Origin of the sequence: Streptosporangium carneum, assembly GCF_027922005.1 — a bacterium.
Classification (GTDB): Bacteria; Actinomycetota; Actinomycetes; order Streptosporangiales; family Streptosporangiaceae; genus Streptosporangium; species Streptosporangium carneum.
In genome coordinates this window covers 58,000-83,469 of sequence record NZ_BSEV01000013.1, presented here as the reverse complement: position 1 = coordinate 83,469, position 25,470 = coordinate 58,000, and the positions used below count along the sequence as shown (strand labels likewise).

At 70.9% G+C, this 25,470-nt stretch carries 26 protein-coding genes; 13 read left to right on the top strand and 13 right to left on the bottom strand.

The genetic code is table 11. The features are described from left to right. Positions 1-6: 6 nt before the first annotated feature. The 8 genes from PKF00_RS25730 to PKF00_RS25695 form a co-directional block, all read right to left on the bottom strand. Positions 7-963 carry an aminoglycoside phosphotransferase family protein gene (locus PKF00_RS25730; protein WP_271220199.1) on the bottom strand — a complete coding sequence of 319 codons (957 nt, stop codon included), beginning with the start codon at positions 961-963 and terminating at the stop codon, positions 7-9. A gap of 142 nt (positions 964-1,105) precedes the next feature. Next, positions 1,106-1,657, bottom strand: coding sequence for a class F sortase (locus PKF00_RS25725; protein ID WP_271220198.1), 552 nt, complete (start codon positions 1,655-1,657; stop codon positions 1,106-1,108). Between the two features lie 6 nt (positions 1,658-1,663). Next, positions 1,664-2,326 (bottom strand): hypothetical protein, encoded by a 663-nt coding sequence (locus tag PKF00_RS25720; RefSeq protein WP_271220197.1) that lies wholly within the window; start codon positions 2,324-2,326, stop codon positions 1,664-1,666. Positions 2,327-2,495: 169 nt separating this feature from the next. Next, on the bottom strand, positions 2,496-2,984 hold the full coding sequence (tsaE, locus tag PKF00_RS25715; RefSeq protein ID WP_344930566.1) for a tRNA (adenosine(37)-N6)-threonylcarbamoyltransferase complex ATPase subunit type 1 TsaE: 489 nt from the start codon (positions 2,982-2,984) through the stop codon (positions 2,496-2,498). Between the two features lie 24 nt (positions 2,985-3,008). Further along, complete coding sequence (locus tag PKF00_RS25710; RefSeq protein WP_271220196.1) at positions 3,009-4,175, bottom strand: alpha/beta fold hydrolase; 1,167 nt, start codon at positions 4,173-4,175, stop codon at positions 3,009-3,011. A 20-nt stretch (positions 4,176-4,195) separates the two neighbouring features. Continuing rightward, the gene (gene alr / locus PKF00_RS25705) at positions 4,196-5,311 is read right to left on the bottom strand and encodes an alanine racemase (protein WP_271220195.1); all 1,116 of its coding nucleotides are present in this window, start codon (positions 5,309-5,311) and stop codon (positions 4,196-4,198) included. Positions 5,312-5,395: 84 nt separating this feature from the next. Next, positions 5,396-6,943 (bottom strand): NAD(P)H-hydrate dehydratase, encoded by a 1,548-nt coding sequence (locus PKF00_RS25700; RefSeq protein WP_271220194.1) that lies wholly within the window; start codon positions 6,941-6,943, stop codon positions 5,396-5,398. Between the two features lie 303 nt (positions 6,944-7,246). Further along, positions 7,247-7,597, bottom strand: coding sequence for a holo-ACP synthase (locus tag PKF00_RS25695; protein WP_271220193.1), 351 nt, complete (start codon positions 7,595-7,597; stop codon positions 7,247-7,249). Between the two features lie 144 nt (positions 7,598-7,741). Between PKF00_RS25695 and PKF00_RS25690 the strand changes: the two genes are divergently transcribed. The 4 genes from PKF00_RS25690 (at position 7,742) to PKF00_RS25675 (ending at position 11,504) form a co-directional block, all read left to right on the top strand. After that, entirely contained in the window at positions 7,742-7,993 is a 252-nt protein-coding gene (locus PKF00_RS25690; protein WP_271220192.1) for a hypothetical protein, read from the top strand. A gap of 4 nt (positions 7,994-7,997) precedes the next feature. Then, a complete protein-coding gene (locus tag PKF00_RS25685) occupies positions 7,998-9,401 on the top strand; it encodes a hypothetical protein (protein ID WP_271220191.1) in 1,404 nt (467 codons plus the stop codon). A gap of 115 nt (positions 9,402-9,516) precedes the next feature. Beyond that, positions 9,517-10,158: a hypothetical protein gene (locus PKF00_RS25680; protein WP_271220190.1), complete on the top strand. Its 642-nt coding sequence runs from the start codon at positions 9,517-9,519 to the stop codon at positions 10,156-10,158. A gap of 365 nt (positions 10,159-10,523) precedes the next feature. Then, a complete protein-coding gene (locus PKF00_RS25675; RefSeq protein WP_271220189.1) occupies positions 10,524-11,504 on the top strand; it encodes a hypothetical protein in 981 nt (326 codons plus the stop codon). Here the strand turns inward: PKF00_RS25675 and glmS are convergent. Beyond that, on the bottom strand, positions 11,491-13,335 hold the full coding sequence (gene glmS / locus PKF00_RS25670) for a glutamine--fructose-6-phosphate transaminase (isomerizing) (RefSeq protein ID WP_271220188.1): 1,845 nt from the start codon (positions 13,333-13,335) through the stop codon (positions 11,491-11,493). The two genes, PKF00_RS25675 and glmS, sit on opposite strands and share 14 nt — an antisense overlap. 142 nt (positions 13,336-13,477) lie before the next feature. Here glmS and coaA point away from each other — a divergent pair, with 142 nt between their 5' ends. After that, on the top strand, positions 13,478-14,410 hold the full coding sequence (coaA, locus tag PKF00_RS25665) for a type I pantothenate kinase (protein WP_271220187.1): 933 nt from the start codon (positions 13,478-13,480) through the stop codon (positions 14,408-14,410). Between the two features lie 36 nt (positions 14,411-14,446). Here coaA and PKF00_RS25660 read toward each other — a convergent pair whose 3' ends face one another. Both PKF00_RS25660 and PKF00_RS25655 read right to left on the bottom strand, forming a co-directional pair. Continuing rightward, positions 14,447-15,049 (bottom strand): PadR family transcriptional regulator, encoded by a 603-nt coding sequence (locus tag PKF00_RS25660; protein WP_271220186.1) that lies wholly within the window; start codon positions 15,047-15,049, stop codon positions 14,447-14,449. Positions 15,050-15,117: 68 nt separating this feature from the next. Continuing rightward, on the bottom strand, positions 15,118-16,035 hold the full coding sequence (locus tag PKF00_RS25655) for a hypothetical protein (protein WP_271220185.1): 918 nt from the start codon (positions 16,033-16,035) through the stop codon (positions 15,118-15,120). 303 nt (positions 16,036-16,338) lie between these two features. Here PKF00_RS25655 and PKF00_RS25650 point away from each other — a divergent pair, with 303 nt between their 5' ends. Next, positions 16,339-17,073 (top strand): class I SAM-dependent methyltransferase, encoded by a 735-nt coding sequence (locus PKF00_RS25650; RefSeq protein WP_271220184.1) that lies wholly within the window; start codon positions 16,339-16,341, stop codon positions 17,071-17,073. Positions 17,074-17,205: 132 nt separating this feature from the next. Here PKF00_RS25650 and PKF00_RS25645 read toward each other — a convergent pair whose 3' ends face one another. Continuing rightward, positions 17,206-17,613: a RidA family protein gene (locus PKF00_RS25645; RefSeq protein ID WP_271220183.1), complete on the bottom strand. Its 408-nt coding sequence runs from the start codon at positions 17,611-17,613 to the stop codon at positions 17,206-17,208. A 142-nt stretch (positions 17,614-17,755) separates the two neighbouring features. Between PKF00_RS25645 and PKF00_RS25640 the strand changes: the two genes are divergently transcribed. Further along, a complete protein-coding gene (locus tag PKF00_RS25640) occupies positions 17,756-18,136 on the top strand; it encodes a winged helix-turn-helix transcriptional regulator (protein ID WP_271220182.1) in 381 nt (126 codons plus the stop codon). A gap of 122 nt (positions 18,137-18,258) precedes the next feature. Here PKF00_RS25640 and PKF00_RS25635 read toward each other — a convergent pair whose 3' ends face one another. After that, positions 18,259-19,251 (bottom strand): NADP-dependent oxidoreductase, encoded by a 993-nt coding sequence (locus PKF00_RS25635; RefSeq protein ID WP_271220181.1) that lies wholly within the window; start codon positions 19,249-19,251, stop codon positions 18,259-18,261. 155 nt (positions 19,252-19,406) lie between these two features. On the opposite strand from PKF00_RS25635, the gene PKF00_RS25630 reads away from it, so the two are divergent. The 6 genes from PKF00_RS25630 (at position 19,407) to PKF00_RS25605 (ending at position 25,469) form a co-directional block, all read left to right on the top strand. Continuing rightward, entirely contained in the window at positions 19,407-20,396 is a 990-nt protein-coding gene (locus PKF00_RS25630; protein ID WP_271220180.1) for a DUF389 domain-containing protein, read from the top strand. 349 nt (positions 20,397-20,745) lie between these two features. Next, positions 20,746-21,735, top strand: coding sequence for a helix-turn-helix domain-containing protein (locus PKF00_RS25625; RefSeq protein WP_271220179.1), 990 nt, complete (start codon positions 20,746-20,748; stop codon positions 21,733-21,735). 295 nt (positions 21,736-22,030) lie between these two features. Then, entirely contained in the window at positions 22,031-22,525 is a 495-nt protein-coding gene (locus tag PKF00_RS25620; RefSeq protein WP_271220178.1) for an RICIN domain-containing protein, read from the top strand. Positions 22,526-22,811: 286 nt separating this feature from the next. After that, positions 22,812-23,687: an ABC transporter ATP-binding protein gene (locus tag PKF00_RS25615; protein WP_425582348.1), complete on the top strand. Its 876-nt coding sequence runs from the start codon at positions 22,812-22,814 to the stop codon at positions 23,685-23,687. Further along, positions 23,680-24,558, top strand: a complete 879-nt coding sequence (locus PKF00_RS25610; protein ID WP_271220176.1) for an ABC transporter permease — start codon at positions 23,680-23,682, stop codon at positions 24,556-24,558. Before PKF00_RS25615 ends, PKF00_RS25610 begins: the two co-directional genes overlap by 8 nt. Next, positions 24,555-25,469, top strand: a complete 915-nt coding sequence (locus PKF00_RS25605) for an ABC transporter ATP-binding protein (RefSeq protein ID WP_271220175.1) — start codon at positions 24,555-24,557, stop codon at positions 25,467-25,469. Before PKF00_RS25610 ends, PKF00_RS25605 begins: the two co-directional genes overlap by 4 nt. Position 25,470 lies beyond the last annotated feature (1 nt).

The window sequence follows — 25,470 nt, the reverse complement described above, 5'->3', positions numbered from 1 at the left end:
CGACGGTCAAGGGTCCATCCGGGTCCGCAGCCAGCCGAGCGCGGCCTCTCCCTGGGCCCGCTGGAACGCCCTGAGCGTCGGCAGACCCGGCAGGTCGGGCTGGCGGCCCTGCCAGACGAAGAAGCCGGCCAGCCCCGCCAGGACGACGGTCACGGCCTCGGGGTCGGCGTCGGGGGCCATCCGGTCGAAGATCTCCTGAGGCGGCGGCCCGCCCTGCATCCGCACGCTGGGCAGCATCGCGAGCAGATCGAACCAGGACGGGCCGAGGAAGGCCCACGGCCAGTCGACGACCCTGACGCCGTCCGCGGTGAGCAGCAGGTTGTCGGCCCGTATGTCGCCGTGGACCAGCGTCGCGCCCTCTGTCGCCCACGCCCACCCGCTCTCCAGAGCGGCCAGCGCGTCGAGGTTGCGCACCGCCCAGGGGTCGAGCCCGGCGAGGTCGTCCCCGGCCTCGCGCGCCGCCGCCAGCGACCGCCATCCCTCGAACATCCCCTTGAGCGCCTGGGCCGCGGGCGACGCGGCCAGCGGGGAGGGGGTGAGGGTCTCCGCGAGCCGTACCACCGCCTCGACGACCAGGGCCAGCTCGTCGGCGTCCCACGGCACGGCGGGCGTCCGCCCGTCCACGTCCTCGAAGAGCAGCGCGACCCAGCCGTCCGCGTCGAAGGAGGCGAGCAGCCGGGGAGCGGGCACCTCGGCGGGCAGCGCGGCGGAGATCCGCGCCTCGGCGCGGTAGAAGTCGGCGGAGTGCGGGTTGGGCTCGGGGCCGATCGCCTTGACGAAGGCGCGGCGGCCGTCGGCCAGCAGCAGCCGCACGGCGGCGCCCGGGGAGAACCCGCCGGTCTGGGTCACGGCCTCGACCACGGGAGCGCCGAGACGTCCCTCCACGGCCTCGTGGATCCATGAGGGGACGGCCTGCCACGGCAGGCGCACTCCGGCGGCGGGAGGCGCGCTGACTTCGCTCATCGCAGCATGATCTCCCAGGGCCGTCTCCCCCGGCGACCGGTTTTCGCCCGGCCTCCGGTGCCGGGCGGGACCCGGTCGCGGGACGGTGGCCGGGAGGAGTCCGGTCACCGGGCGGGCCGGGAGGGGCCTGGTGACCGGTGGGTCAGGTCTTGACGAGGGTCGCGTAGACGATGACGTTGTCGCGGTACTCGTGCTTGTCCCAGTCGAAGTTCCCGCCGCAGGTGATGAGCCGCAGGCCGTCCTCGAGGTAGATCTTGTCCGCGGGGAAGCGGTCCTTGCTCACCTGCTCGACGGAGTCGACCCGGTACTGGGCGATCTTGCCGTCGCTCCGCGAGACCTTGATGACCTGCCCCGCGCGCATCTGCTTGAGCTTGTAGAAGACGGCGGGGTCGGTCTTGGTGTCGACGTGCCCGAGGATCACCGCGGATCCCGGGTCGCCGGGCACCGCGCTCTCCTTCAGCCACCCCGCCGTGTCCGGTTCGTCGAGCGGCGGAAGCTCGATCTGGCCGTCCTTCACCCCGAGCCTCATCAGGGGCGCCTTGACGCCCAGGGACGGGATGTCGATGCGGCTGGGCACGACCGAGGGGCGCGACGACGGCGAGTCGCCGTCGCCGCCCTTGTTGACGGCGACCATGACGGCGCCGGTGACGAGGCCGGCCACGATGATCCGTGACCAGCGGGGGGATCCGGCCATCGAGGACTACGAGCGGCGGCGACGCATGACCACGAGCCCGGCTCCGCCCGCCAAGGCCACCACCAGCAGTGTCCCGGTCACGCCGAACGGCATGCCCGACTCGTCGTGCGGACCGCCCGCCGCGGTGCCTCCGCCGCCCGTGCCGGGGCCGTGGGTGGTGATGACCGTACGGGTCGGCTTGGAGCCGGGCTCGGAGGTCGGCTTGGCGTCGGCCACGACCCTGAGGCTGGCCTTGCCGGTGTCGTTGGTCCCCTCACACCTGGTGTTGACGTCGTAGACTCCGGCCTTCGCGCCGGTGGCGACGGTCGCCTGGCCGCGGACCCAGGGGCGTGCCGTCGGGGTGCTGCTCGCCGTGGCCGACGGACTGGGGGTCGCCAGGATGGGGTCGAGCGTCACCGGGCCCCGGAAGGCCTCGGAGGAGGCGGTGCCCCGGTGCTCGGGACCGCCCTCGGGGATCGGGCAGTTGGCCAGCACCCACACCCGCTGGCCCGCCTTCGCGCGGGCGGGCTGGAGCTGGACCTCGATGTCCTGACGGCTGCTCGCTGTCTGCTGGGCGGCTGCGGGGGATGCGCTCTCCCCCGTGCTGCCCGAGTTGGCCTGGGCCGTGCATCCGGCCACTCCGAAAAGGGCGATGACTCCTAGAACCGCGACACGTCTGACCCTTGGCACCGTCGCACTCCACTCCGCAGTCCGGCCGACGACCCTCGCCCGCACAACTTCCCGCCTGTTTCCCATTAAACATGGGCATACCCGCAAGAGTCGATCTTCGAGCTTGATGATCTATATCAAGTGGGGCGTACTGCCAGCGTGCCAGGATTCTCCTGCCTACGGGGGTGAATCAGACAACGCCCTCCCAGCGGGGGCCGATCCCGCGCAGCCGTACCGTCCGTTCCTCACCCGACTCGCCCGCCTCATCCGATTCGCCGGGCCCACCGGCGTGACCGGAACCGCCGCGCTCGATGCGGATCTCCAGGCGGTCGTCGGCGAGCCCCTCGACCAGCCCCTCGCCCCACTCCACGACCGTCACCGAGTCCTCAAGCGAGGCGTCCAGGTCCAGGTCGTCGACCTCCAGGTCGCCGCCGAGCCGATAGGCGTCGACGTGCACCAGCGCGGGACCGCCCGCCAGGGAGGGGTGCACCCTGGCGATGACGAAGGTCGGGGAGGTGATGGGCCCGCGCACCTTCAGCCCGTCGGCGATCCCCTGGACCAGGGTCGTCTTGCCCGCCCCGAGCGGCCCGGACAACACCGCCAGATCTCCGGGGCGCAGCAGCCCGGCCAGCTCCACGCCCAGTTCCCGCATCTTCTCCGCGGTTGCCACGACTCTCACTGCTGTGTCACTCCTGCCGATGTCTCACTGCTCCGCCGGCCCCTCCACGGGACCCGCGGAAGGCTCCGCCGCCGATCCTTCCACCGGTCCTTCCGCCAGTCTCTCCGAAGGCTCCGCCGGCTCCGTCGCGGACCCGGTCGCCTCGGTCGTCGCCCGCTTGAGCAGGTCCCTCAGCGCGTCGTTGACGACGGTCGGACGTTCGAGCTGGATCAGGTGCGAGGTGCCGGGCACCTCGGTGAGCTGGGCGCGCGGCAGCGCCGCGGCCATCGCCCTGCTGTGCTCGACCGGCGTCAGCCAGTCCTTGTCGCCGACGATGATGGAGGTGGGCACGTCGTCCAGGACGCCCAGCGCGCTCAGCTTGTCGTGCGACATCAGCGCGGGGTAGAAGTCGGCGATCACCTCGAACGGCGTGGAGCGGATCATCGACTCGGCGAAGTCGACCACCGTGGGGCTGACGTTCTTGGGGTCGCCGAAGCCCAGGTGACGCAGGATCAGGAAGGCCACGTCGTTGCCCGCCTGGCGCCCCTTGTCGACCAGCGCGCCGCCCCGGCTCAGGATGGACACCGTGCCCGGCGTGACCTTGTGCACCGCCTTCGACAGCAGGGCGGGCAGCCCCAGGGAGATCTCGGCCAGCTTGCCCGCCGAGGTGGAGATCAGCGCGACGCCCCTGATCCGCTCACCGAACAGCTCAGGCCTCCGGTCCGCGAGCGCCATGATCGTCATGCCGCCCATGGAGTGGCCGACCACCACGCACGGGCCCGGCACCAGCGCCTCGATCACCTCGGCCAGGTCGTCGCCGAGGCGGTCGATCACGGAGTCCTCCGTGGCGGTGCGGGGCGAACGCCCGTGGGAACGCTGGTCCCACAGCACCAGGCGGTAGGAGTCGCGCAGGTCGCGCCGCTGGTAGTGCCAGGAGTCCAGGTTGAGGGTGTAGCCGTGGCACAGGACCACGGTCAGCGGGGCGTCCTCCGGGCCGTCGACCTCCGCGTAGAGGGAGACGCCGTCCGAGGTGGTGACCGTGGCCTGCCTGCCGCGCAGCTCGCCCAGCGGCTCGCTCATCTCCAGGTCGGGACGGAGCCTGATGCGGCCGACGGCGTACCGCTTGGCGAGGGCCGCCGCGGCCACGCCGGCGGACGCCGCGCCGACGATGGCTCCCGCGATGCCGACCTTGCGCCGTGCAGTAGTGCTCATTCGCCCCCCTGAGATGCCTCTCACCGGTGAACGCGTGGAACCCGCGAACCGATCCTGGTCACGATCTCATGGGTGATCGTGCCAAGGGAATCCGCCCATTCCTGCGCGGTCGGCTCACCCTGTGCCCCGTCGCCGAACAGGATCACCTCGTCGCCCTCGGCCAGCGGGTCGTCTCCCACGTCGATCATGAACTGGTCCATGCAGACCCGCCCGGCGATCCGCCGCCTGCGGCCCCCGGCCAGCACCTCGACCCTGTCGGTCGCGTGCCGCAGGACGCCGTCGGCGTATCCGAGAGGGACCAGGCCGAGCGTGGTCTCGCGCTCGGTGACGTACAGGTGCCCGTAGGACACGCCGGACCCCGCCGCCACCCTCCTGGCCAGCGCGATCCGCGCCGTCAGCGTCATCGCGGGACGGAGCCCGAAGTCCCCGAGCTCCGGCACGGGGCTCAGGCCGAAGACCGCGAGACCGGGACGGACCATGTCGTAGCGCGCGTGCGGCAGCAGCAGCGTCGCCGCGGAGTTGGCGATGTGCCGGATCACGTGCGACCCCGCCGCGCCCGCCTTCTCCGCGATGGCCAGCGCCTCGTCGAAGACGCCCAGCTGCGTCTCGGTGGCGGGATGCCCCGGGATGTCGGCGCAGGCGAGGTGCGACCAGAGCCCGACGATCTCGATCGTCCCCTCGGCCTGCCGGGACATGGCACGGTCCACAAGCGCGCGCCAGTCGGCGATCGGCGCGCCGCCCCGCGAGAAGCCGGTGTCCACCTTCAGGTGCACCCTGGCGGTCCTGCCCGTACGGCCGGCCGCCTCGGCGATCGCGTCCACCAGCCACTCGGCCCCCGCCGACAGCTCCACGTCCTGGGCGATCGCCTCGTCGAGCGGCTCGCCGGGCGGAATGATCCACGAGAGGACCGGCGCGGTGACTCCCCCGGCCCGCAACTTCAGCGCCTCGCGGATGTAGGCGGTGCCGAACCGGGTCGCGCCCCCCTCGAGGCAGGCTCCGGCGGAGGCGACCAGGCCGTGCCCGTAGGCGTCGGCCTTGAGCACGGCCATGGTCTCGGCACCGGGAGAGCGCTCTCTGAGAAGCGCCACGTTCTCCCTGATCGCCGAGAGGTCAACCCGCGCCTCCGCTGGGGTCATCGAAAAACTCATTTCCCCAGTCTCGCAGCTCAGAGCTCTCACCCGTGCCGACGCCATGCTCCGGAGGCCGCGATCGCGCCCTGGTCAGCGGCGCTTGGCGCGACTGCCGCCCCGGTGGCGGCCGGTGACCGACCTCATGACGTCGGGGACCGCCTCCAGGACGTCCCAGGCGGACAGCGGGCCGTCTCCGCCCGCGATTCCGTGCAGGTGGGCGGCGCAGGAGGCCGCGTCGTACGCGCTGAGCCCGGCGGCGAGAAGCGTGCCCGCGATCCCGGCCAGGACGTCGCCGGTGCCCGCGGTGGCCAGCCACGGGCTTCCGGTGAGGTTGACCCTGACCGGCAGTCCCTCCTCGGCGACCAGCGTGGTGGAGCCCTTGAGCAGCACCGTCACGCCCAGCTCGGACGCGGCCCGCCGCGCGTGCTCCAGACCGTCGGCCTCGATCGTGGCCCTGGGCGTCCCCAGCAGGCGCGACAGCTCCCCCGCGTGCGGGGTGACCAACGTCGGCGCGGCGCGGCGAAGCAGCGACCTGTCCTGGGAGACCAGCGTCAGCGCGTCGGCGTCGACGAGCACGGGGACGTCGCTCGCCAGCACCGAACGGGCGAGCGCCAGGGCCTCGGAGTCGGTGCCGAGGCCGGGGCCGAGCACCCACGCCTGCACCCGGCCGACCTCGTCGACCCCCTGCCCCGGCTCCAGCTCCGTGATCACGGCTTCCGGCCAGCGGGCGCGCACCTGCGCGACGGGTTCCGCGACTCCCGCGTAGCGGACCATGCCCGCCCCCGCCCTGACCGCCCCGCCGACGGCCAGCACCGCGGCTCCGGTGTAGCGGTGGCTTCCCGCGGCCACGCCGACCACGCCCCTGCTGTACTTGTCCGAGCGCGCGTCCGGCCTCGGCAGCAGGGGCGCCACGTCCGCGCCGGTCAGCGCGGTCGCCTCCGGCTCGGGGACGTACGGCCCGAGCCCGATGTCGACAAGCTCGACCCGTCCCGCGTACTGGGCGCCGGGGGCCACGAGCAGCCCGACCTTGTACGCGCCGAAGGTGATCGTGACGTCCGCCCTGACCGCGTTTCCCTCCACCCGCCCGCCGGCGGCGTCGACCCCGCTCGGCACGTCGACCGCGACCACCTCGCAGGGCGCGTCGTGGGTCAGCCCCACGAGGGTGGCGTACGGCTCGCGCAGCGCCCCGGCGCCGCCGATGCCGACCAGGCCGTCCACGACGAGGTCCGCCGCCTGGAGAAGCGCGCGCACCGCCGTCTCCCACCCATCCCCGGACACGGCCGCGAGACGCGCGGCGTCCCCGCCGTTCGCGGACGCGGCGGCGCGGATGTCCGTGACGCGGCCCCCCGCCCGCCGCAGGGCGGCCAGCCCGGCCTCGTGGACCCGGGCCCCGGCGAGGACCGCCTCGACCCTGGCCCCCCTGGCGGCCAGACGCGCTCCGGCGTACAGGGCGTCGCCCCCGTTGTCGCCCGAGCCGACCAGCAGCACGACGCGCGAGCCGTACACGCCGTCGAGCATCGCGGCGCAGGCCACGGCGAGCCCGGTGGCGGCCCGGTCCATGAGCGTGCCTTCGGGCAGCTTCGCCATCAGAGTCGCCTCTGCCGCCCTGATCTGATCGGAGGTGTATGCGCTCAACATGGGTCCGACGCTATCCCCCGCCGATCACCCGCACATGCCCCGGCACAACCGACGCCCTCACACACCCTCACCGTGTCGGACGTTCCACCGACCCCCGCACAACCGACACCCCACCGCCGCCCTCACACACCCTCACCGTGTCGGACGTTCCACCGACCCCCGCACGACCGGTGAGCCCCACCGCCACACCCTCACCCTGTCGGACGTTCCACCGCGCCGGTGCGGCGAGTGCCGGCGCGGGCGTGGTCGGCGCCTGTGAACGGCGTGCGACCCGGCACCTTTTCCGCTCGTCGCGCTGGGCGATCAACCTTCGGCGATCACGTAGGCGACGGCCATGCCTCCGTCGTGGGTCAGCGAGACGTGCCACCGGGTCACGCCGAGGGTCGCGGCGACCTCCGCGACCCGGCCGCTGACGTGCAGCTCCGGCTTGCCGTACTCGCCGTTGCGCACCTCGGCGTCCAGGTGGGCCAGGCCGGGCGGCGCGCCGAGCGCCTTGGCGACCGCCTCCTTCGCCGCGAACCGCGCGGCCAGGGACTGGACGGCCAGAGCCCGCTCGGTCTCGGTGAACAGCCGCGCCCGCAGGGCGGGGGTCCGCTCCAGCGTCGCCTCGAACCGGGCCACGTCCACGACGTCGACCCCGATGCCCACGATCACGGCTCCAGGTTAGTCCTGCGACCACGTCCCCTCACCACAGGCGAAAAGCCCCGCCGCCCCGGCACCCCAGCACGACCGGTGATGGGCGCGATGGGAAACCTTTCCCATAGGCGGGGCGGGCCCGCGCTCCTAGCCTCTGGAGCCATGAACGCACATCGCATCGCGGCCGACCCCACGGGGCTGGCGACCGTCGTCGCCGGTCTGCGCGACGCGGCGGGGACGACCTCCTTCCCGTGCGCCCCGAGCGCCCCGACCGGCGACGCCGCCGCCGACGCCGCGGTGCGGGAGTTCGACGTCCGCTGGAGCGCCTGCCTCAGGGTGCTCGGCGAGGTCGCCGAACGGACCGCCAGGCAGACCGATCTGACCGCGCTGGCCTTCCGGCTCGCCGGAGGGTGACCCGATGCCCGACAGAGCGGCCGACCCCGCCGTCGCCGACGACCTGCGCAGGGCCTCCCGCGACGCCGGAGCGCGGGCGCACGCGCTCGACGGGGGCGCGCGACGACTGCTGACCGCGAGGAACGGTCTGGCCGGAACGGCGGGGGTGCTCGTCGGCCCGGCGGGGGAACGCTTCCAGGCCGTCCTCACCGCACTGCACGAGGCTTTCCTCCTCGCCAGAACCGCCCACGAGGAGGTCGCGGACGCCCTCCACCGCGTCGCCGGGCCCGTCGAGGCCGAGCAGGAGGCGCGCAAGGTCCTCGAGGACGCGAGGCACAGACTCGCGGAGGCCGGACGCGAACTCGCCGCGGAGCAGGCCGGGGTCGTGCGGCAGGAGAAGGCGGCGGCGCTGGCCACCGCAGCCGGCGCGGTCCCCGCTCCCGTCGACAGGTCCGCCCTGGTGCGCGCCGAGCACGAGGTCGAGGAGGCGGAGCAGGCCGTCCGCAGGGCCGCGCACCGGCACGAGGAGGCCGAGCGGGCCCGTGAACGGGCGGTGCGCGCCCTCGCCGTCGCGTGCCGCGGCGCGGGCGCGGCCCTGGCCCTGCCCTCGGTGGCGCCGCCCTCGCCCCCAGGCGCTCCCGGATCCGGTGCGACGAACGTCCTGTTCGGGCCGAGGCTTCAGGACGAGGTGTTCAGCAGGGACCCACGCGACCTGGGGCGACGCCGTACCAAGGGAGCGGGCCTGTCAGCGCAGGAGCGCCGTAGGCTCGCCCGCAACGGTCTCTCCCCGCGCACGCCCCTGTTCTCGCTCCTGTACGGCTCGGCCGAGAAGGACGCGTCGCTGCTGGGCGGTGAGACCAGGACCAAGGGACGCTCCGGTGAGCTGGGGGCCGAGTACGCGCTCGGGCACGCCTCCTACAAGGCGAGCGGGGGCGTCGGCGCGGTGGGAGGCGGGTACGGCGTCGCCGCCGACTTCGCGGCCGAGGCGTACGCCCTGAAGGCGAAGGCGCACGCCAAGCTGCACGTGGGCCCGGCCGAGGCGAGGACGGAGGTGGACGTCCGGGCTGGAGGCGCGGAGGTGTCCGGGGGCCTCGGCCTGCACGGCGGCCCTCACGGCTTCGAGGGGCGCGCCGAGGCCGAGGCGTTCGCGGGGGTGAAGGCCGGGATCGAGCAGAAGCTGGGCGCCCTGGGCTTCGAACAGACCGCGGGGATGGAGGGCCAGGCCGGGATCGGCGGATCGGTCGGCATGCAGGCCGGTTACGACGGAGGCAAGCTCAAGTTCTCGGCGAGTCTCGGGGCGGCCCTCGGGCTCGGGTTCAAGGTGAGGGTGGGCGGGGAGGTCGACGTGCCCGAGATCGCCCATCACGCGAAGGACGGACTCGAGGCGGCGGGCAAGGCCGTCAAGTCACTTGGAGGACTCTTCTCGTGAGAAGGCCGGAGGTTCTCACGAAGGAGACATAAACCCCCCGAAACCCCCACAAAAATAACAGAGACCATGAGAGATCATGTAGTTTCACAAAAAGAAAACAGATTGCGAGATATGCATGAAAAGGGTAGAGGCGACGGGACCGGCACTCCGGTGGCCCAACGCGGCGTTCCCCGGCCTGAGCCCGTTCGTGGTCCGGCCGCCCGAAGGCTGGGTGATGGTGGAACCCCCCGGCGCACTGGTCGCCTTCCTCGGCCCCCCGATCGGCGGCTTCTGCGCCAACCTCGTCGTGCTCGGCGAGCGCCTGCCGAAGGAGGTCACAGTCGGCGCGGTCGCCGAGCGGACACTGCGGGACGCGGGCGCCGAGACGATCGTCGAGCCGCTCGTCGCGGATGACGCCATCGCCCGCCCCCAGAGGCCCCTCTCCCCCGCCCTCGCCCCCGAACGCCCCTCCGGCGCCTCCGAACGGCCGAGCTCCGGGGAAGGTCTCCTCACACAGGAACGGCCCCCCGTCGCCCTGAGGGAGGCGCTCACACACGCGGCGGGGCACGACCTTCGCCAGCTGGTTCTCGCCACCGAGACGGCGGACTGGTCCCCTGGCGGTTCGCGCAGCGTCTTCGTGCTGGTGGCCACACATCTCGTCGCGCGGACCACGCTCGACGAGCGGGTGCTGGTCGACGCGCTCGCGTCCTTCGCGCCCGTCCCCGCCGCGACCGTCCCCGCCGCGACCGTCCCCGCCGCGACCGAGGCGCACCCCTGAGGACGTCTCTCCGCGCTCGCCGTACAAGTCGTGCACCGCATTCACCGTTCGGGAAGACGCGCCGCCTGTCTCACGGAAGAATGGGCACCGCGGCCGAGCCGGTTCACTCCAGATTTTCCCTCTTTCCCCTTTTTGTGCTTCAGTAATCCATAGACGTTATCCACAGGCTGTGGACATTTCCTCCGCCGCGAGGACAGGCGGAAACACGGCGACACGCCGCCCCCGTCCCGGCGTCCCCTCACCGCCCCCGCCTACAGCGCCGGTACGGCGAGCGGCGACGCGGCCGGGCGGCCCGACCCGGTGAACATCCCGGAGCGGAGCACTATGGTGGGGGCCCCAAGATCTTCTCGGCACAGGATGTGAACGTGGTCGCGTCAGCCATCGCCGTCGTGCTGACGGTCGTCGCGGCCCTGCGCTGGTCCGGCGAGGTGCACCCGCATCGCGTCGGCCTGTTCACCGGACGCCAGGCGCTGACGGTCACCCCGGGCAACGAGCCGGTCGTCCGGCACTACCTGCGGCTCACCCGCATGTGGCGCTCCGCCGCGCTGACGGCCGGGATCGCCTTCCCCTACGCCGCCTTCTACGGCCTCTACGGCCGGGGCTTCCCCGAAGCGATCTCCATGTCCGGCCTGTGGATACTGCAGGAGTCGCCGCTCGGCCCGTTCACCGGCTGGTTCCTGGGTGTGCTCGGCGCGGAGGTGGTCCTGGGGTCCCGGCAGGCGTCGGGCCCCGGCGCGGCGGTGGGCGCTGCGCCCCGGCTCGTCTCGCCCCTGGCGTCCCGTTTCCTCGCCGCCGGAGTCATCCTGAGCGCGGTGAGCGTGCTGGCCGGCCTCGGCGAGACCGTCCTGTCGGGACGGCCGTCGCCCGGGCTGGTGTGGACGGTCCTGGGCGCCGCCGTCTCGGTCGGCTCGCTGCTCATGGTCCGATCGCTCAGGGTGCGCCCCCTCCCGGCCGCCCCCGTCGACGTGGTCGCGGCGGTGCTCGCCACCCGGTCCCGCTCCGCCCACGTGCTGGCCACGGGCAACGCGGTCTTCGCGCTCGCCTGGCACGGGCTGCCGTTCCTGCCCGGCTGGGCCGATCCGCTGACGACCGTTCTGTGGCCGGCCCTGTGCGTCGCCGCCTTCGTCACCGGCACCCGGCCGTGGTCGATCACCGTGGGGGCGGCTCCGAGCACGACTCCGCCCCCTTCTCCCGCACCGACCGACGCACCGACCGACGCACCGACCGACGCACCGACCGACGCGACGCAGACGCCCTCTCCCCCGCCGGCCGACGCGACGCGAGATCCCTCCCCCGCGTCGTCCCCGCCGGCCGACGCGGCGAAGACGCCTCCTACTCGACCGTGACGGACTTGGCCAGATTGCGGGGCTGGTCGACGTCGTGCCCCTTGGCCGTCGCCAGTTCGCAGGCGAAGACCTGCAGCGGAACCGTGGCCACCAGCGGCTGGAGCAGGGTCGGCACGGCGGGAACGCGGATCAGCGCGTCGGCGTAGGGCTCGACCGTGCTGTCGCCCTCCTCCGCGATGACGATGGTCTTGGCCCCCCTGGCGCGGATCTCCTGGATGTTGGAGACGATCTTCTCGTGGGTCACGCGCTGGCCCAGGGGGGACGGCACGACGACCACGACGGGAAGCCCCTCGTCGATCAGCGCGATCGGTCCGTGCTTGAGCTCACCCGCCGCGAAGCCCTCCGCGTGCATGTACGCCAGTTCCTTGAGCTTCAGCGCCCCTTCGAGGGCGACGGGGAAACCCACGTGACGGCCCAGGAAGAGCACGCAGCGCTCGTCGGCCAGCGAGCGGGCCAGCTCGCGGACCGGCTCCATCGTCTCGAGCACCTCCTCGATCCGGGACGGCGTCTCGGCCAGCTCGGCGATGATCTGGGAGATCTCGTCGCCGAACTTGGTCCCTCTGACCTGGGCGAAGTAGAGCGCCACGAGATAGCAGGCCACGAGCTGGGTGAGGAAGGCCTTGGTCGAGGCGACGGCGACCTCCGGGCCCGCGTGGGTGTAGAGGACGGCGTCGGACTCCCGCGGGATCGTGGAACCGTTCACGTTGCAGATGGCCAGCACCCGGGACCGTTGCTCGCGGGCGTGCCGTACGGCCATCAGCGTGTCCATCGTCTCGCCGGACTGGCTGATCACGACGACCAGCGTGTCGCGGGTGAGGATCGGGTCGCGGTACCGGAACTCGCTGGCCAGCTCGACCTCGCATGGGATCCCCGCCCAGTGCTCGATGGCATATTTCGCGATAAGTCCGGCATGGTAGGAAGTCCCGCAGGCGACCACGATGATCTTGTTGATGTCCCGCAGTTCCTGGTCGGACAGCCGCATCTCGTCCAGCGTCAGCAGCCCGTCCGCCCCGACCCTGCCCAGCAGCGTGTCCGCGACCGCGCGCGGCTGCTCGGCGATCTCCTTGAGCATGAAGTGGTCGTAGCCGCCCTTCTCCGCGGCCGAGGCGTCCCAGTTCACGTGGTAGTTGCGCGTCGGAGAGGGGACGCCGTCGAAGTCGGTGATCGTGATCTCGGAGGCCCGCAGCCTGACCACCTGGTCCTGGCCGAGCTCGATCGCCTCCCGCGTGTAGGCGATGAAGGCCGCCACGTCCGAGCCGAGGAAGTTCTCCCCGTCCCCCCGCCCGACCACCAGCGGGGAGTTGCGCCTGGCGCCGACCACCACGCCCGGCTCGTCGACCGAGACGGCCAGCAGCGTGAACGCCCCCTTCAGGCGCTTGCACGTACGGCGCATCGCCTCGGCCAGCCCCAGCTCGGCGAACCCCTCAAGCAGGTGCGCCACCACCTCCGTGTCGGTCTCCGAGACGAGCTTGTGGCCGTCGGTCTCCAACTCGGCCCGCAGCTCGGCGAAGTTCTCGATGATGCCGTTGTGGATGACCGCGATCCGCTCGTCGCAGTCGGTGTGCGGATGGGCGTTGCGGTCGGTCGGCGCGCCGTGGGTGGCCCATCTGGTGTGCCCGATGCCCGTCGTCGCGAACGACGCGGGCCCCTCGGCCAGCACGGAGCGCAGGTTGGCCAGCTTGCCCGCCCGCTTCTGCACCTCGAGCTCCCCGCCGGGCCCGACGAGCGCGATCCCCGACGAGTCGTACCCCCGGTACTCCAGCCGTCCCAGCCCCTCGACGACCACGTCGACGGCCTGCCGCCCGCCGACGTACCCCACGATTCCGCACATGGGAACCCCCCTCTTGTCCATGGGAAAGACCGACCATCGAGCCTATGGAGAACGTGCCCGGGAGCCCAAGATTCCTGCCCGGCATCGGGCAATGCCGTCCCCACTGAGAAGCACTTTTGACCGATCAGTAGGCTTCGGGACTATGGCCAACGGGTTGGACGCGACGCCGTACGTCGAGCTGAGCCGGGCGCAGTGGGGCGAGCTTCGCAAGAACACGCCGCTGACGCTCACCGAGGACGAACTGGAGGAGTTGCGCGGCGTTGACGACCCGATCGACCTGGCCGAGGTCACCGACATCTACCTGCCGCTCACCCGGCTGCTCAACCTGCACTTCACCGGGGCCAGGCAGCGCAGCGCGGCGGTCAACACCTTCCTCGGGGCGGGGCAGGAGCCCTCGCCGTACATCCTGGGCATCGCGGGCAGCGTCGCGGTCGGCAAGTCGACCACGGCCAGGCTGCTGCACACGCTGCTGGCCCGGTGGCCGGAGCACCCCAGGGTCGACCTGATCACGACCGACAGCTTCCTGTACCCGAACGCGGTGCTCACCGAGCGCGACATCATGCACAGGAAGGGCTTCCCCGAGAGCTACGACCGGCGGGCCCTGGTGCGGTTCGTCGCCGACGTCAAGGCCGGTCTGCCCGAGGTCAGCGCCCCTGTCTACAGCCATCTCGAGTACGACATCGTCCCCGGCGCGACCCAGACCGTGCGCAGGCCCGACATCCTCATCGTCGAGGGCCTCAACGTCCTGCAGCCCGCCCCGCCGACCGCGCTCGCCGTCAACGACTACTTCGACTTCTCCATCTACGTGGACGCCAAGATCGAGCACATCCGCGACTGGTACGTCGACCGCTTCCACAAGCTGCGCCGTACGGCCTTCGAGGACCCCAAGTCCTACTTCAGGCACCTCGCCGAGATGTCCCACGAGGAGGCGACCACGTTCGCCAAGGACGTCTGGCGCGACATCAACGAACGCAACCTGGTGGAGAACATCGCCCCGACCCGAGGCCGCGCGGGCCTGGTCCTGCGCAAGGGCGGCGACCACTCCATCCGCCGCGTACGGCTGCGCCGCATCTGACCCCCGGAGCGCCGTGTCGAGCGGCCCCCGGGGGCGCTATGTCGAGTGGAAGGTGCGCCAGAAGCGGCCGAACTCGGGGTCGCCGGCCACGATGATCCGCTCGCGGAACCGCCGGATGAACACCAGCTCGGCCTCGACCAGCGCGAGCTGGTACTCGTCCTCGATGCGGAACACCCGGTCCATGTCCGGCGCCAGGGGGGCCTGGATCTTCGCGTCAAGCCGCTCGGCCTCCGCCTCCAGGGCCTGCTCCCGCTGCTGGAGCAGCTCGGCCACCTCCGCCGGAGGCAGGACGACGACCAGGGCCAGGGCCGCCTCGAACCCCCGGAACTCCTTGACCGGCGCCGCTATCAGGTCCCGCATCCACGCGCGCAGCTCCTCCTGGCCCGCCGGGGTGAGGGTGTACAGGGTGCGTTCCGGACGCCGGGTGTCACGCAGGGTCTGCTGCGGCTCGATGTAGCCGACGCGGTTGAGCTGCTCGACCACCGCGTACAGCGAACTGTGCTTGTAGTTGACGCTCTTGTGCAACTGGCGCTGTTTGAGCAGTTTGCCCAGCTCGTATGGATGCATCGGACGTTCCATCAGATAGGCGAGCACGGCCAGGGCGAGGGGGTTGTTGACCGCGCGGCGTCCGTTGACCATGCACTCATTCTCAACGGTGACCCGAACCGATCTGACCCGTCGAGTGTGCCGGGCGGAGCCGACGACGATCAGCGGTGGTCGGCGGCGCCGCGGGGGCGTGCGGTGGTCCGCAGGCCTCGCCTGGTCTTGCCGCCCGGCTTGTACAACGACAGCAGCATCGCGGCGAGCAGGTTGACCAGGCCGAACACGAAGCCCCAGAACACGGCGCCCTGCACCAGGCCGAAGTCGTGCGCGGTCGCGCCTCCGGCGGCGACCTGGGCGGCGGCCTCCGCCGAGGCCTCAAGCGCGTCGTGCAGGAAACCGAACGCCAGCACCAGGACGCCGATGCCGATCACCAGTTTGATCGCCACCCAGTAGTACCTGATCAGTCCCCATTTGGTGGTCAGGCCCAGCGCGACCCCGGACAGGGTGGCCGCGAAATTCGCCCATGGCAGCAGCGTCAGGTCGAAGATCTCCATCAACCGGTACGTCGCCGCCACGCTGCCGGCGTCCGTACTGGTCAGCGCGATGACGGACATGGTCACCATGACGATCGCGATGCCCACCCACCCGCCGGAGGCGATGACGTGCGCGGCCACCAGTGCCTTGCGTGCCCGCGTCCGTAACCGCCCTGCCATCAGCGCCAGCGCGGGGACCGCCAGCCACAGTCCGAGCAGGGCGAGCAGGTCGCCCACGACGAACGCCTGGACCGTGGTCAGCACGACCAGCAGCCAGCCGCCTGTCAGCATCGGCCGGCGGGCGAGCCGCCGGCGCACCTCGGGCAGCACGGCCAAGCCGGCTGCGACGACCGCGATCGCGATCCAGACAGGCACGCGAAGCTGCGGGAACCTGACCGGGATCGGCACCGTGACCACCGTCGCGACCAGCGCCAACGCCGCATGGATCAGCAGCGTCACCCGGACCTTCCGGGTGATCTCGAAGTGAGGCGCGTCCGTGCGTCCCCGCGCCGGGACATCGCGGGCCGTATCGGGAAGAGAGGAGGTCATGTGGCTCTCCAGAGCGTGATCGGCGTCATATAGTCGTTGGTGACTAGTCGAGGATGATGAATATGACGGCCACGATCCATCAGGGATGACCCTGATTCCGCCCGGGGCTCCTGCGCGAGCACCGGCCCCCGCGTCACCTCATGCGCCAGAGGCCACGCTCACAGGACGACGGTCAGGCCTGCAGGTGGTGCAGGACGCGCGCCCAGGGCCTCCGCCCGCCTGCTGGCGCCCATGATCTGGGTGACGACCTCGGGCCGGAAAACCGGTGGCACCGGATGAGCGGGGCTTGTTTGGGTGGCCGGTATGAGTGGATACGGTGATCCGGCGTTCTTCGGCGATCATTACGCGCACGAGTACGACGAGCGGCACCCCCTGGATCCGGGACCTGCCGTCGAGTTCCTGGCCGGGCTCGTTCCCGAAGGGGGGCGGGTGCTGGAGCTGGCCATCGGCACCGGACGGGTCGCGGTGCCGCTCGCCCGGCGCGGGGTGGCGGTGGAGGGGATCGAGGGCTCGGCGGCGATGGTCGAGCGGATGCGCGCGAAACCCGGCGGCGAGGCGATTCCCACGGTCGTCGGCGACATGGCGGACGTGGAGGTGACGGGCCCCTTCCAGCTGGCCTACCTGGTGTACAACACGCTGTTCAACCTGCCGAGCCAGGAACGCCAGATCGACTGCTTCCGCAACGTCGCGAAGGTCCTCGCGCCGGGCGGGCTGTTCGTCATCGAGTGCTTCGTCCAGGACCTGACCGAGTTCGACCGCCACCAGCTGGTCGCGACCCGTGCCCTGACCGAGGCCTCGGTGGACATGGAGTTCCAGACGCACGACCCGGTCGAGCAGACCGTCACCTACCAGCGGGTGACGTTCGACGTGCGAGGGACGAAGCTGCGGCCGTTGCGGCTGCGGTACTGCTGGCCGAGCGAGTTGGACCTGATGGCGCGACTGGCCGGGATGCGGTTGCGGGAGCGCTACGACGACTGGGACCGCGGCCCGTTCACCGCGGCGAGCCGTCAGCACGTCTCCGTGTACGAACGCGTCTGAGCCTGTGCTTCGGCCTTCCGTCGCAGAACGGAAGGCCGCCTCGACGTCCGGCGAACGCCCGGGTGAGCGAACCGGTTCGAGACGCCGTTCGAGACCCGGGGCGGGAACAGGCTCTGGGCGGGGAACGCCTGTTCAGTCGATGACCGCGGTGGCTTCGACCTCGACCAGGTGGTCGGGTGCGGCCAGGGCCGCGACGCCCAGCAGCGTGCCCGGCGGCACCGGGACGACCCCCAGCTTCGAGGCCGCCCGAGTGACCCCCTCCAGGAACGGGGACATCTTGTCGGGAGTCCAGTCGACGACGTAGACGGTCAGTTTCACCACGTCGTCGAAGGAGGCACCGACCTCGGCCAGGGCGGTGCCGATGTTGAGGTAGCACTGCTCGACCTGGGCGGCGAGATCGCCTTCGCCGACCGTGACCCCGTCGGCGTCCCAGGCGACCTGCCCGGCGACGGAGACCAGCTTCGACCCGGTCGCGATCGACACCTGCCGGTAGGCGTCGATCTCCGGTAGTCCGCCGGGGTTGACCAGGGTGACGGCCATGTCGCCTGCCTCCGTGTCGCGGGAGCCCGTGGGCTCGCTTTCCTCGAACCAAGACGTCTTTGCTCTCTTGTGGTTACTTGGGAACTTTAGGAGAGTGAGCACTGACATGGAAGAACGCACTTTTCAGTGACTGGGGAACCTTATGGTGACCAAGCAGTTCAGGGACTCGCCCGAGGAAGCGGACCTGACGCGCGCGGACTCCTTGGCGCGGGAGATCTTCTCGGACGTCGCCAACAAGTGGGCGCTCCTGATCATCGAGGCTCTGGGGGAACGCACCCTGCGCTTCGGCGAGGTGCGCAACGCGATCGAGGGCATAAGCCACAAGATGCTCACCCAGAACCTGCGCATGCTGGAGCGCAACGGCCTGGTCGAGCGGAACGTGCACCCCACCGTGCCGCCGCGGGTCGACTACACCCTCACCGAGCCGGGCCAGGCCCTCCGGGAGACGGTCCACGGAATGTGCGACTGGACCCACCGGCACCTCGCTCACATCGAGGCCTCCCGCCGCCGCTTCGACGCCTGACGGGCGAAGCGCCCGCGCGAAGCCGCCGACCGGAGCCCTCGGCCCCCTCAGTCCTCAGCCCCTCAGCCCTCAGCCCCTCAGCCCTCAGCCCCTCAGTCCTCAGCCCCTCAGTCCTCGGCCCCTCAGTCCTCGGCGACGCGCAGGACGATCTTGCCCTGGATGTGTCCCCGCTCCGCGCGCTCGTGGGCCTTCGCCGCGTCGGCGAGCGGGAAGACGCTGTCGACGCCGACGCGCAGGCGTCCGGCGTCGATCAGGTTCGCCAGCTCGGCCATCTGGGCCCCGTCGGAGCGGACCTGGCCCGCGACGAAGGCGATGCCCAGTTCGGCGGCGCGCTCACGGTGGTAGTCGCCGTAGAAGACGGGGCTGATCACACCGCCGCGCTTGAGCACCGGCAGGAACCGGTGGGCGTCCGGACCGCCGACCGTGTCGACGAGGAGGTCGACGTCGCGTATCACCTCCTCGGGGGCGGTGGCGGTGTAGTCGACGAACCGGTCGACGCCCAGCTCACGCAGGAACGTCTCATGGCGGCCCGAGGCGACGCCGATGACGTGCGCGTCCCTGGTCTTGGCGAGCTGCACGACGAAGTGGCCGACTCCGCCCGCGGCGCCGTTGACGAGGACGGTCCCGCCCCTCTCCAGCCTCACGTGGTCGAAGAGGTACTGGTAGGCGGTCAGCCCCGACATCGGGACGGCGGCCGCGCTCACGTGGTCGACGGCGGCGGGCTTGCGCGCGAGGTGCGAGGCGGGCGAGGTCGTGTACTCCGCGTAGCCCCTCCCGCCGTCGTTGAGCCGCGGGAAGCGCACCGCGCCGAAGACGGCGTCGCCCTCCCGCCATTCGGCGACCCCCGGCCCGACGGCGGCGACGACGCCTGAGATGTCCGAGCCGGGGGTGAACGGCATGATCAGCTCGTCCAGGCGCGCCTGTTTCCGCACGGCCTCGGGGATGGTCCTGAACCCCTCACGGAAGTACCGGTCAGGCGGATTCAGGCAGGCCGCGTGGACCCGGACCAGGACGTCGCCCGGTCCCGGCTCCGGAATCGGGACGTCCTCGTAGCGCAGCACCTCGGGTCCGCCGAACTCGTGCACCCGGATGGCCTTCATCGTCGTCTCGGGCATCGTCTCTCCTCGGATCGTCAGTGGCGACGGTCGCCGTGAGTCACCTCGATATTATTCGGAGCGGCGCTCCGAATAATATACGGAGCGCCGCTCCGCATTCAAGCGGAAGGACCGCGAGGTCCGGGGCGGCGGACCCGAAGGCCTAGGGTTGGCCCGTGCTGCATCTACGCGTGATCAGTCCGCCCGAGCGCACCCAGGACGTGCTGCGACTGCTCGACGACGCCGTCGGCGTGACCAACCTCGTCGTGCTGCCCGGGGTCGCCCGCTCCCCCGCGGGCGACCTGGTCCAGTGCGACGTCGTACGGGAGGCCGCCAACGAGGTGATCGAGCACCTCCGGCACCTCGGCCTGAGCACGGAGGGCTCCATCGCGGCCGAACAGGTCGACTTGGCCCTCTCGGACGCGGCCGACCGCGCCGCGGAGGAGGCTCCCGGCGAGGGGGACGACGCCGTGATCTGGGCGGAGCTCGCCAAAAGGGTCGCCGACGACTCCAAAATCACTTGGGCGTTCCTCACGTTCCTGGCGATCGCCACGCAGATCGCGGGGATCGGAGTGATCGCCAACTCCCCCATCCTCATCGTCGGCGCGATGGTCCTGGGGCCGGAGTTCGGCGCGATCGCGGCCATCTGCTTCGGCCTGCTCCGCCGCGAAAGAGGGCTGATCGGCCAGGCCCTGCGCACGCTGGCCGTCGGCTTCTCCCTCGCCATCGCGATCACCTTCGCCTGCGCCCTGGTCTCCCGGGGGCTCGGCTGGATCACCCCGTCCAGCCTGACCGGGCACGAGGAGATCGAGTTCATCGTCAAGCCCGACAAGTGGTCGTTCATCGTGGCCCTGCTCGCGGGCGCGGCCGGGGTGCTGTCGGTCACCGCGGGCAAGTCGTCGGCCCTGGTGGGCGTCTTCATCTCGGTCACCACCGTGCCCGCCGCCGGATACTTCGCGGTCGCCGCCGCACTGACCCGCTGGGACGAGATGGCGGCTTCGGTCGCGCAGCTCGCGGTGAACATCGCGGGCATGATCATCGCCGGAACGCTGACGCTCTTCCTCCAGCGGGCCTACTGGTCGAGGTTCGGCGTACGGCTCCCCGTGTCGCCCCGCGGGAACGGCCGCCCCGGACCCCGCGGGCACGGGAACGACCGCCTCACCTGAACGACCGCCCCGCAGGAGAGCCTGCCGCGCGGGGACCGGGAAAAACACACCGGACACGGCCACCGGGTGACACACCGCGCCCCGGTTCTCCGCCCTCCGGCCTTTCCTCCAGACGCCCGCCTCGGGCCCGAGCGGACTTTCCCGCGCCGTTGGAACGCGCGCCGGTCCGCGGTGGGCTCGTGTTCGCCGCCCGGCTCTCCGAACAATCCACCGTTCATTCGTGTCCAAGCAGTGAGGGAAAAACCGCACCGCCTAAGACGCGAAAGGATTGTTTCGTGTGCATCAGCGAATACGGGAGACCGATAACACCTTTTCCGGCAGGTACGGAACACGTCACGGGAAACCGGCGATGATCGAGACGGTGTTCCGCAGCGAGAACCCGCCCGCACCCGACCAGAGCGCCCGGCTCCTGGAGACGGCTTCCCAGCCCCTGGCGCCCACCCTGGTGCGCGGTGATCACGAGGACGACCTCCGCACCACCTTGCGCGTGCTCGACCTCGGCCCGACGCAGGTGTACTCGATGACCTCCCCGTCCCTGCAGTCACACCATGTTTCCACGCTGATCCAGCATTTCGCCCCTGAGACGTACTGCCTGGCGCTTTCCCGGCGCGGCGCCAAACAGATCACCCAGTTCGGCAGGCAAACCACCGCGGGCCCTCGGGAAATGGTGTTCTACGACAACTCGCACCCCTTTCACGGCCAGATCACCGCCGACGGCACCGGCAGTTTCGCCGGCATCGTCCTGCAGATCCCCAAAGCCGCGCTGCCGCTGCCGGACGGCAGACTCGCCTCTCTCACCTCCACCCGCCTGTCCGCCCACGACGGCGTCGGCGCCCTGCTCCGCCATCACCTGGAGGAACTGCTGCGGCACGCCTCCAGCTACACCGCCGCCGACGCCACCCGCCTGTCGGCCATCACCGTGGATCTGTTCACCGCCGTGTGCGCCCACCACCTCGACGTCGCCGCCCTGCCGCTCGAGACCCATCAGCAGATACTGCGAAGGCGTATCCACACCTTCATCGAGCACAACCTCGGCGATCCGACGCTGTGCGCCGAGACCGTCGCCGCCGCCCATCAGATCTCCGTCCGCCGCCTGTACCAGCTCTTCCAGGACCAGGAGCACGGCCTGACCGTGGCCGCCTGGATCCGCCAGCAGCGTCTGGAACGCTGCCGCCACGACCTGGCCGACCCCGCCTTGAGCCCCCACCCGATCCACGTCATCGCCGCCCGCTGGGGCTTCGCCAGCAACGCCCACTTCAGCCGCATCTTCCGCACCGCCTACGGCGTCTCCCCGGCCGACTACCGCTCGTCACGCGGGCGGCCCCCGGCACACCCGTGAGCACGCCCATGAGCACGGTCACGACCGGCCGCCCGCGGAGCGGGGACGGAAATGGCACGCCCCCGGGAGCGCCCACGTTCCGCACCTGCCGCGGGGCGGCGCAGAAACCATCAACAATGACTGCAGAAACCGTCAACGACATCCCAGACACAAACCAACACACTGGTTTCAAGCCTGGTCCGGGAAAGCAGCGGCCTGTAAGAAACAACGGATTCACAGATCCACCCCGCCGAGCCGGCCGACACCAGGCGTACCGGCCTTGTGAGCCGAAATCTTCACCAAAAAGGAGACGGCCATGCTCAACACGGAAGACGCGCCCCGCCAAGGCGGGATAAAGCAGAAAGCCCGCCGCGCTTTATTCGCGAGTGTGCTGGTCACATCCGCGGTCCTCGCCGCCGCTCCGGCCCACGCGGACGACACAGTGATCCTGCGCAACTGGGAAACGGGGCTGTGCCTCGACAGCAATCACGCCGGAGACGTCTACGCCATCGGATGCAACGGAGGGCAGTACCAGGTCTGGAACTTCAAGTTCTACCCTGGCCCCTGGGCTGACACCATCAGGGACGCCGCCACGGGGCGGTGCCTCGACAGCAACGGAGCCGGAAAGGTTTACACCCTGCCGTGCAACGGAGGGGAGAACCAACTCTGGTACACCAGACAGAATCCCGGGCACCGCTGGACACTCCAGAACGAGGCGACAGGCATGATGTTGGACAGCAACCGGGCCGGAAAGGTTTACACCCTTTCGGCGAACGGGGGAAACAACCAGAACTGGAGCCCGAAGTTCTAGCCACGGTCTTTCGTGACGCCGGGCGCGAATTCGCGGGTCGAACGCCGGGGGCTGCCCGGCCCTCCGGCGTCGCGCGCGATGCCGCCATGACCCGCCGGTAGAAGCCGGTGGACACGGCGTCCGGCGTCAGCCCGTTCCCGGTCAGCCCGACGCGTTCCCCGGGCTGACCGGTCTTTCGGACGATGCGCGCCTCCTTCGCATGGTGGAGGAATTCTCGCCACCCGATAGGTAGGGTCCGAGCATGACTATCCTCGCCACCGAGGGACTAACCAGACACTTTCCTCGGGTGACGGCACTCGACCAGCTCACCGTGACCGTCGGCCCCGGCGTCACCGGCCTGGTCGGCGCCAACGGTGCGGGCAAGTCCACCCTGATCAAGATCCTGCTGGGTCTGCTCGCCCCCTCCGCGGGGAGCGCGCAGGTGCTCGGCATGAACGCGATGACCCAGGGCGCGGAGATCCGCCGGGTCGTGGGCTACATGCCCGAGCACGACTGCCTGCCCCCCGACCTGTCCGCCACGGAGTTCACCGTGCACATGGGGCAGATGTCGGGCCTGCCGCGCACCGCCGCCAGGGAGCGCGCCGCCGACGTGCTGCGTCACGTGGGCCTCTACGAGGAGCGCTACCGCGTGATGGGCGGCTACTCGACCGGCATGAAGCAGCGGGTCAAGCTGGCCCAGGCCCTGGTGCACGACCCGCGCCTGGTCTTCCTGGACGAGCCGACCAACGGCCTGGACCCGCAGGGCCGCGACGAGATGCTGGGGCTGATCCGCAGGATCGGCACCGAGTTCGGCATCAGCGTGCTGGTCACCTCCCACCTGCTGGGAGAGCTGGAGCGGGTGTGCGACCACGTCATCGTGATCGACGGCGGCAAGCTGCTGCGCTCCTCGTCGATCGCCGACTTCACCCAGACCACCCAGACCGTCACGGTCGAGGTCGAGGAAGGACAGGAGGCGCTGGCCGACCGCCTGACCGAGCTGGGTGAGAGCGTCACCCGCCACGGCCGGATGCTCCTGGTCCACGTCCGCGCGCCGGAGACCTTCGACACGCTCCGCGACGTGGTCTGCGATCTCAACCTCTGCCTGGTCCGCATGGAGCAGGGCCGCCAGCGCATCGAGGACGTCTTCAAAGAGCCCGTGGACAGGGAGCCCGCCGATGTCTGAGCCCACGGGTGTCATCCACGACATCGGATACCGCCACTACGGCGGGGCACGGCTCGGCCGGGGTCACGCCACCGCCGCCCTGCTCGTGCACAGCCTGCGCGGGATCTTCGGTCTCGGCCGCACGGCCAGGGCGAAGATCGTCCCGTTCCTGATCGTGGGCGTCATGATGCTGCCCGCGGTCGTCTCCATCGCGATCATGGCCTTGCTCAAGCAGCCGGGGATGACCTACACCTCCTACGGCGTCACCATGCAGGCCGTGCTGGCGATCTTCCTGGCCGCGCAGTCGCCGTACATCGTCGCGCCCGACCTGCGCTTCCGGGTGCTGCCGCTGTACCTGTCGCGCCCCGTGACGCTGTGGGACTACGTCGGCGCGAAGCTCGCGGCGATGATCGTGGCGATGTTCCTGCTGCTGGCCGTGCCGCTCACCGTGCTCTACGTCGGCGAGCTGGTCATCGACCTGGAGGGACCGCCCCACACCGGCGGCTACCTGACCTCCATGGCCGGGGCGGCGGTCTACGCGATCCTGCTGGCCTGCCTCGGCGTGGCGATCGCCTCCTTCACCCCGAGGCGCGGCCTCGGCGTAGCCTCGGTCATCGCGTTCTACCTGCTGACCTCGGCCGTCTCGACCATCGTCTCGGCGACGATGGACTCGGTGAACAACTACACCGCCTCCGGCTGGGCCCTGATGATCAACCCGTTCTTCCTGGTCGACGCCGCGGTCCAGGTCGGGCTCTTCGACGCGGCCCCCTCCGCGCCCGTCGCCTACCCCGACGGGACGAGCGTCGTGCTGCAGCTCCTGATCGTGGCCGTGCTGATCGCCCTGTCCGTGATTGCCCTGATCATGCGTTACCGGAAGGCGGCCGCACGATGAACATCGAACTGGCCCAGGTCTCCCGCTGGTACGGCAACGTGGTGGCCGTCAACGACGTCACGATGACCATCGGCCCCGGCGTCACCGGCCTGCTCGGCCCGAACGGCGCGGGCAAGTCCACCCTGCTGCACATGATGGCCGGGTTCCTCGCCCCGTCGGGCGGCACCGTCACCCTCGACGGCGTGAAGATCTGGCGCAACCACGAGATCTACCGTTCGATCGGCCTGGTCCCCGAGCGCGAGGCCGCCTACGGCTTCCTCACCGGCTGGCAGTTCGTGCTGTCCAGCGCCAGACTCCACCAGCTGCCCCACCCCGAGGACGCGGCGCGCAAGGCGATCGCCACGGTCGAGATGGAGGCCGCGGGGGAACGCAGGATCGAGACCTACTCCAAGGGCATGCGACAGCGGATCAAGGTCGCCGCCGCGCTCGTGCACGACCCGCAGGTGCTCCTGCTCGACGAGCCGTTCAACGGCATGGACCCGCGCCAGCGCATGCACCTGATGGACCTGGTCAGCGACATGGGCGCGGCGGGCAAGACCATCCTGTTCAGCTCGCACATCCTGGAGGAGGTCGAGCGGGTCGCCCAGCACATCGAGGTCCTGGTCGCGGGCCGGCACGCCGCCTCGGGCGACTTCCGCGAGATCCGCCGCAGGATGACCGACAGGCCCCACGTGTTCCGGGTCCGCTCCAGCGACGACCGCCGCCTGGCGTCGGCGCTGATCGCCGACGGCTCCTCCAGCTCGGTCGCGCTGACGGAGACGGGCCTGGAGGTGCAGGCCGTCGACTTCCGGCGGTTCACCTGGCTGCTGCCCAGGGTCGCCAGGGACACGAACGTGCGGGTCTGGCAGATCTCCCCCGCCGACGAAGACCTGGAGAGCGTCTTCTCCTACTTGATCAACAGGAGCAGCTGAC

Excerpts from the sequence above, each read along its gene's own strand:
- PKF00_RS25690 (WP_271220192.1), top strand. The coding sequence starts at position 7,742 with ATGAACGCACATCGCATCGCGGCCGACCCCACGGGGCTGGCGACCGTC.
- PKF00_RS25620 (WP_271220178.1), top strand. The coding sequence starts at position 22,031 with ATGCTCAACACGGAAGACGCGCCCCGCCAAGGCGGGATAAAGCAGAAA.
- PKF00_RS25650 (WP_271220184.1), top strand. The coding sequence starts at position 16,339 with ATGAGTGGATACGGTGATCCGGCGTTCTTCGGCGATCATTACGCGCAC.
- PKF00_RS25730 (WP_271220199.1), bottom strand. The coding sequence starts at position 963 with ATGAGCGAAGTCAGCGCGCCTCCCGCCGCCGGAGTGCGCCTGCCGTGG.
- PKF00_RS25645 (WP_271220183.1), bottom strand. The coding sequence starts at position 17,613 with ATGGCCGTCACCCTGGTCAACCCCGGCGGACTACCGGAGATCGACGCC.
- PKF00_RS25725 (WP_271220198.1), bottom strand. The coding sequence starts at position 1,657 with ATGGCCGGATCCCCCCGCTGGTCACGGATCATCGTGGCCGGCCTCGTC.
- PKF00_RS25625 (WP_271220179.1), top strand. The coding sequence starts at position 20,746 with ATGATCGAGACGGTGTTCCGCAGCGAGAACCCGCCCGCACCCGACCAG.
- coaA (WP_271220187.1), top strand. The coding sequence starts at position 13,478 with ATGGCCAACGGGTTGGACGCGACGCCGTACGTCGAGCTGAGCCGGGCG.
- PKF00_RS25680 (WP_271220190.1), top strand. The coding sequence starts at position 9,517 with ATGAAAAGGGTAGAGGCGACGGGACCGGCACTCCGGTGGCCCAACGCG.
- alr (WP_271220195.1), bottom strand. The coding sequence starts at position 5,311 with ATGACCCCAGCGGAGGCGCGGGTTGACCTCTCGGCGATCAGGGAGAAC.
- PKF00_RS25605 (WP_271220175.1), top strand. The coding sequence starts at position 24,555 with ATGAACATCGAACTGGCCCAGGTCTCCCGCTGGTACGGCAACGTGGTG.
- PKF00_RS25700 (WP_271220194.1), bottom strand. The coding sequence starts at position 6,943 with ATGTTGAGCGCATACACCTCCGATCAGATCAGGGCGGCAGAGGCGACT.
- PKF00_RS25655 (WP_271220185.1), bottom strand. The coding sequence starts at position 16,035 with ATGACCTCCTCTCTTCCCGATACGGCCCGCGATGTCCCGGCGCGGGGA.
- PKF00_RS25610 (WP_271220176.1), top strand. The coding sequence starts at position 23,680 with ATGTCTGAGCCCACGGGTGTCATCCACGACATCGGATACCGCCACTAC.
- PKF00_RS25635 (WP_271220181.1), bottom strand. The coding sequence starts at position 19,251 with ATGCCCGAGACGACGATGAAGGCCATCCGGGTGCACGAGTTCGGCGGA.
- PKF00_RS25660 (WP_271220186.1), bottom strand. The coding sequence starts at position 15,049 with ATGGTCAACGGACGCCGCGCGGTCAACAACCCCCTCGCCCTGGCCGTG.
- glmS (WP_271220188.1), bottom strand. The coding sequence starts at position 13,335 with ATGTGCGGAATCGTGGGGTACGTCGGCGGGCGGCAGGCCGTCGACGTG.
- PKF00_RS25685 (WP_271220191.1), top strand. The coding sequence starts at position 7,998 with ATGCCCGACAGAGCGGCCGACCCCGCCGTCGCCGACGACCTGCGCAGG.
- PKF00_RS25710 (WP_271220196.1), bottom strand. The coding sequence starts at position 4,175 with ATGAGCACTACTGCACGGCGCAAGGTCGGCATCGCGGGAGCCATCGTC.
- PKF00_RS25640 (WP_271220182.1), top strand. The coding sequence starts at position 17,756 with ATGGTGACCAAGCAGTTCAGGGACTCGCCCGAGGAAGCGGACCTGACG.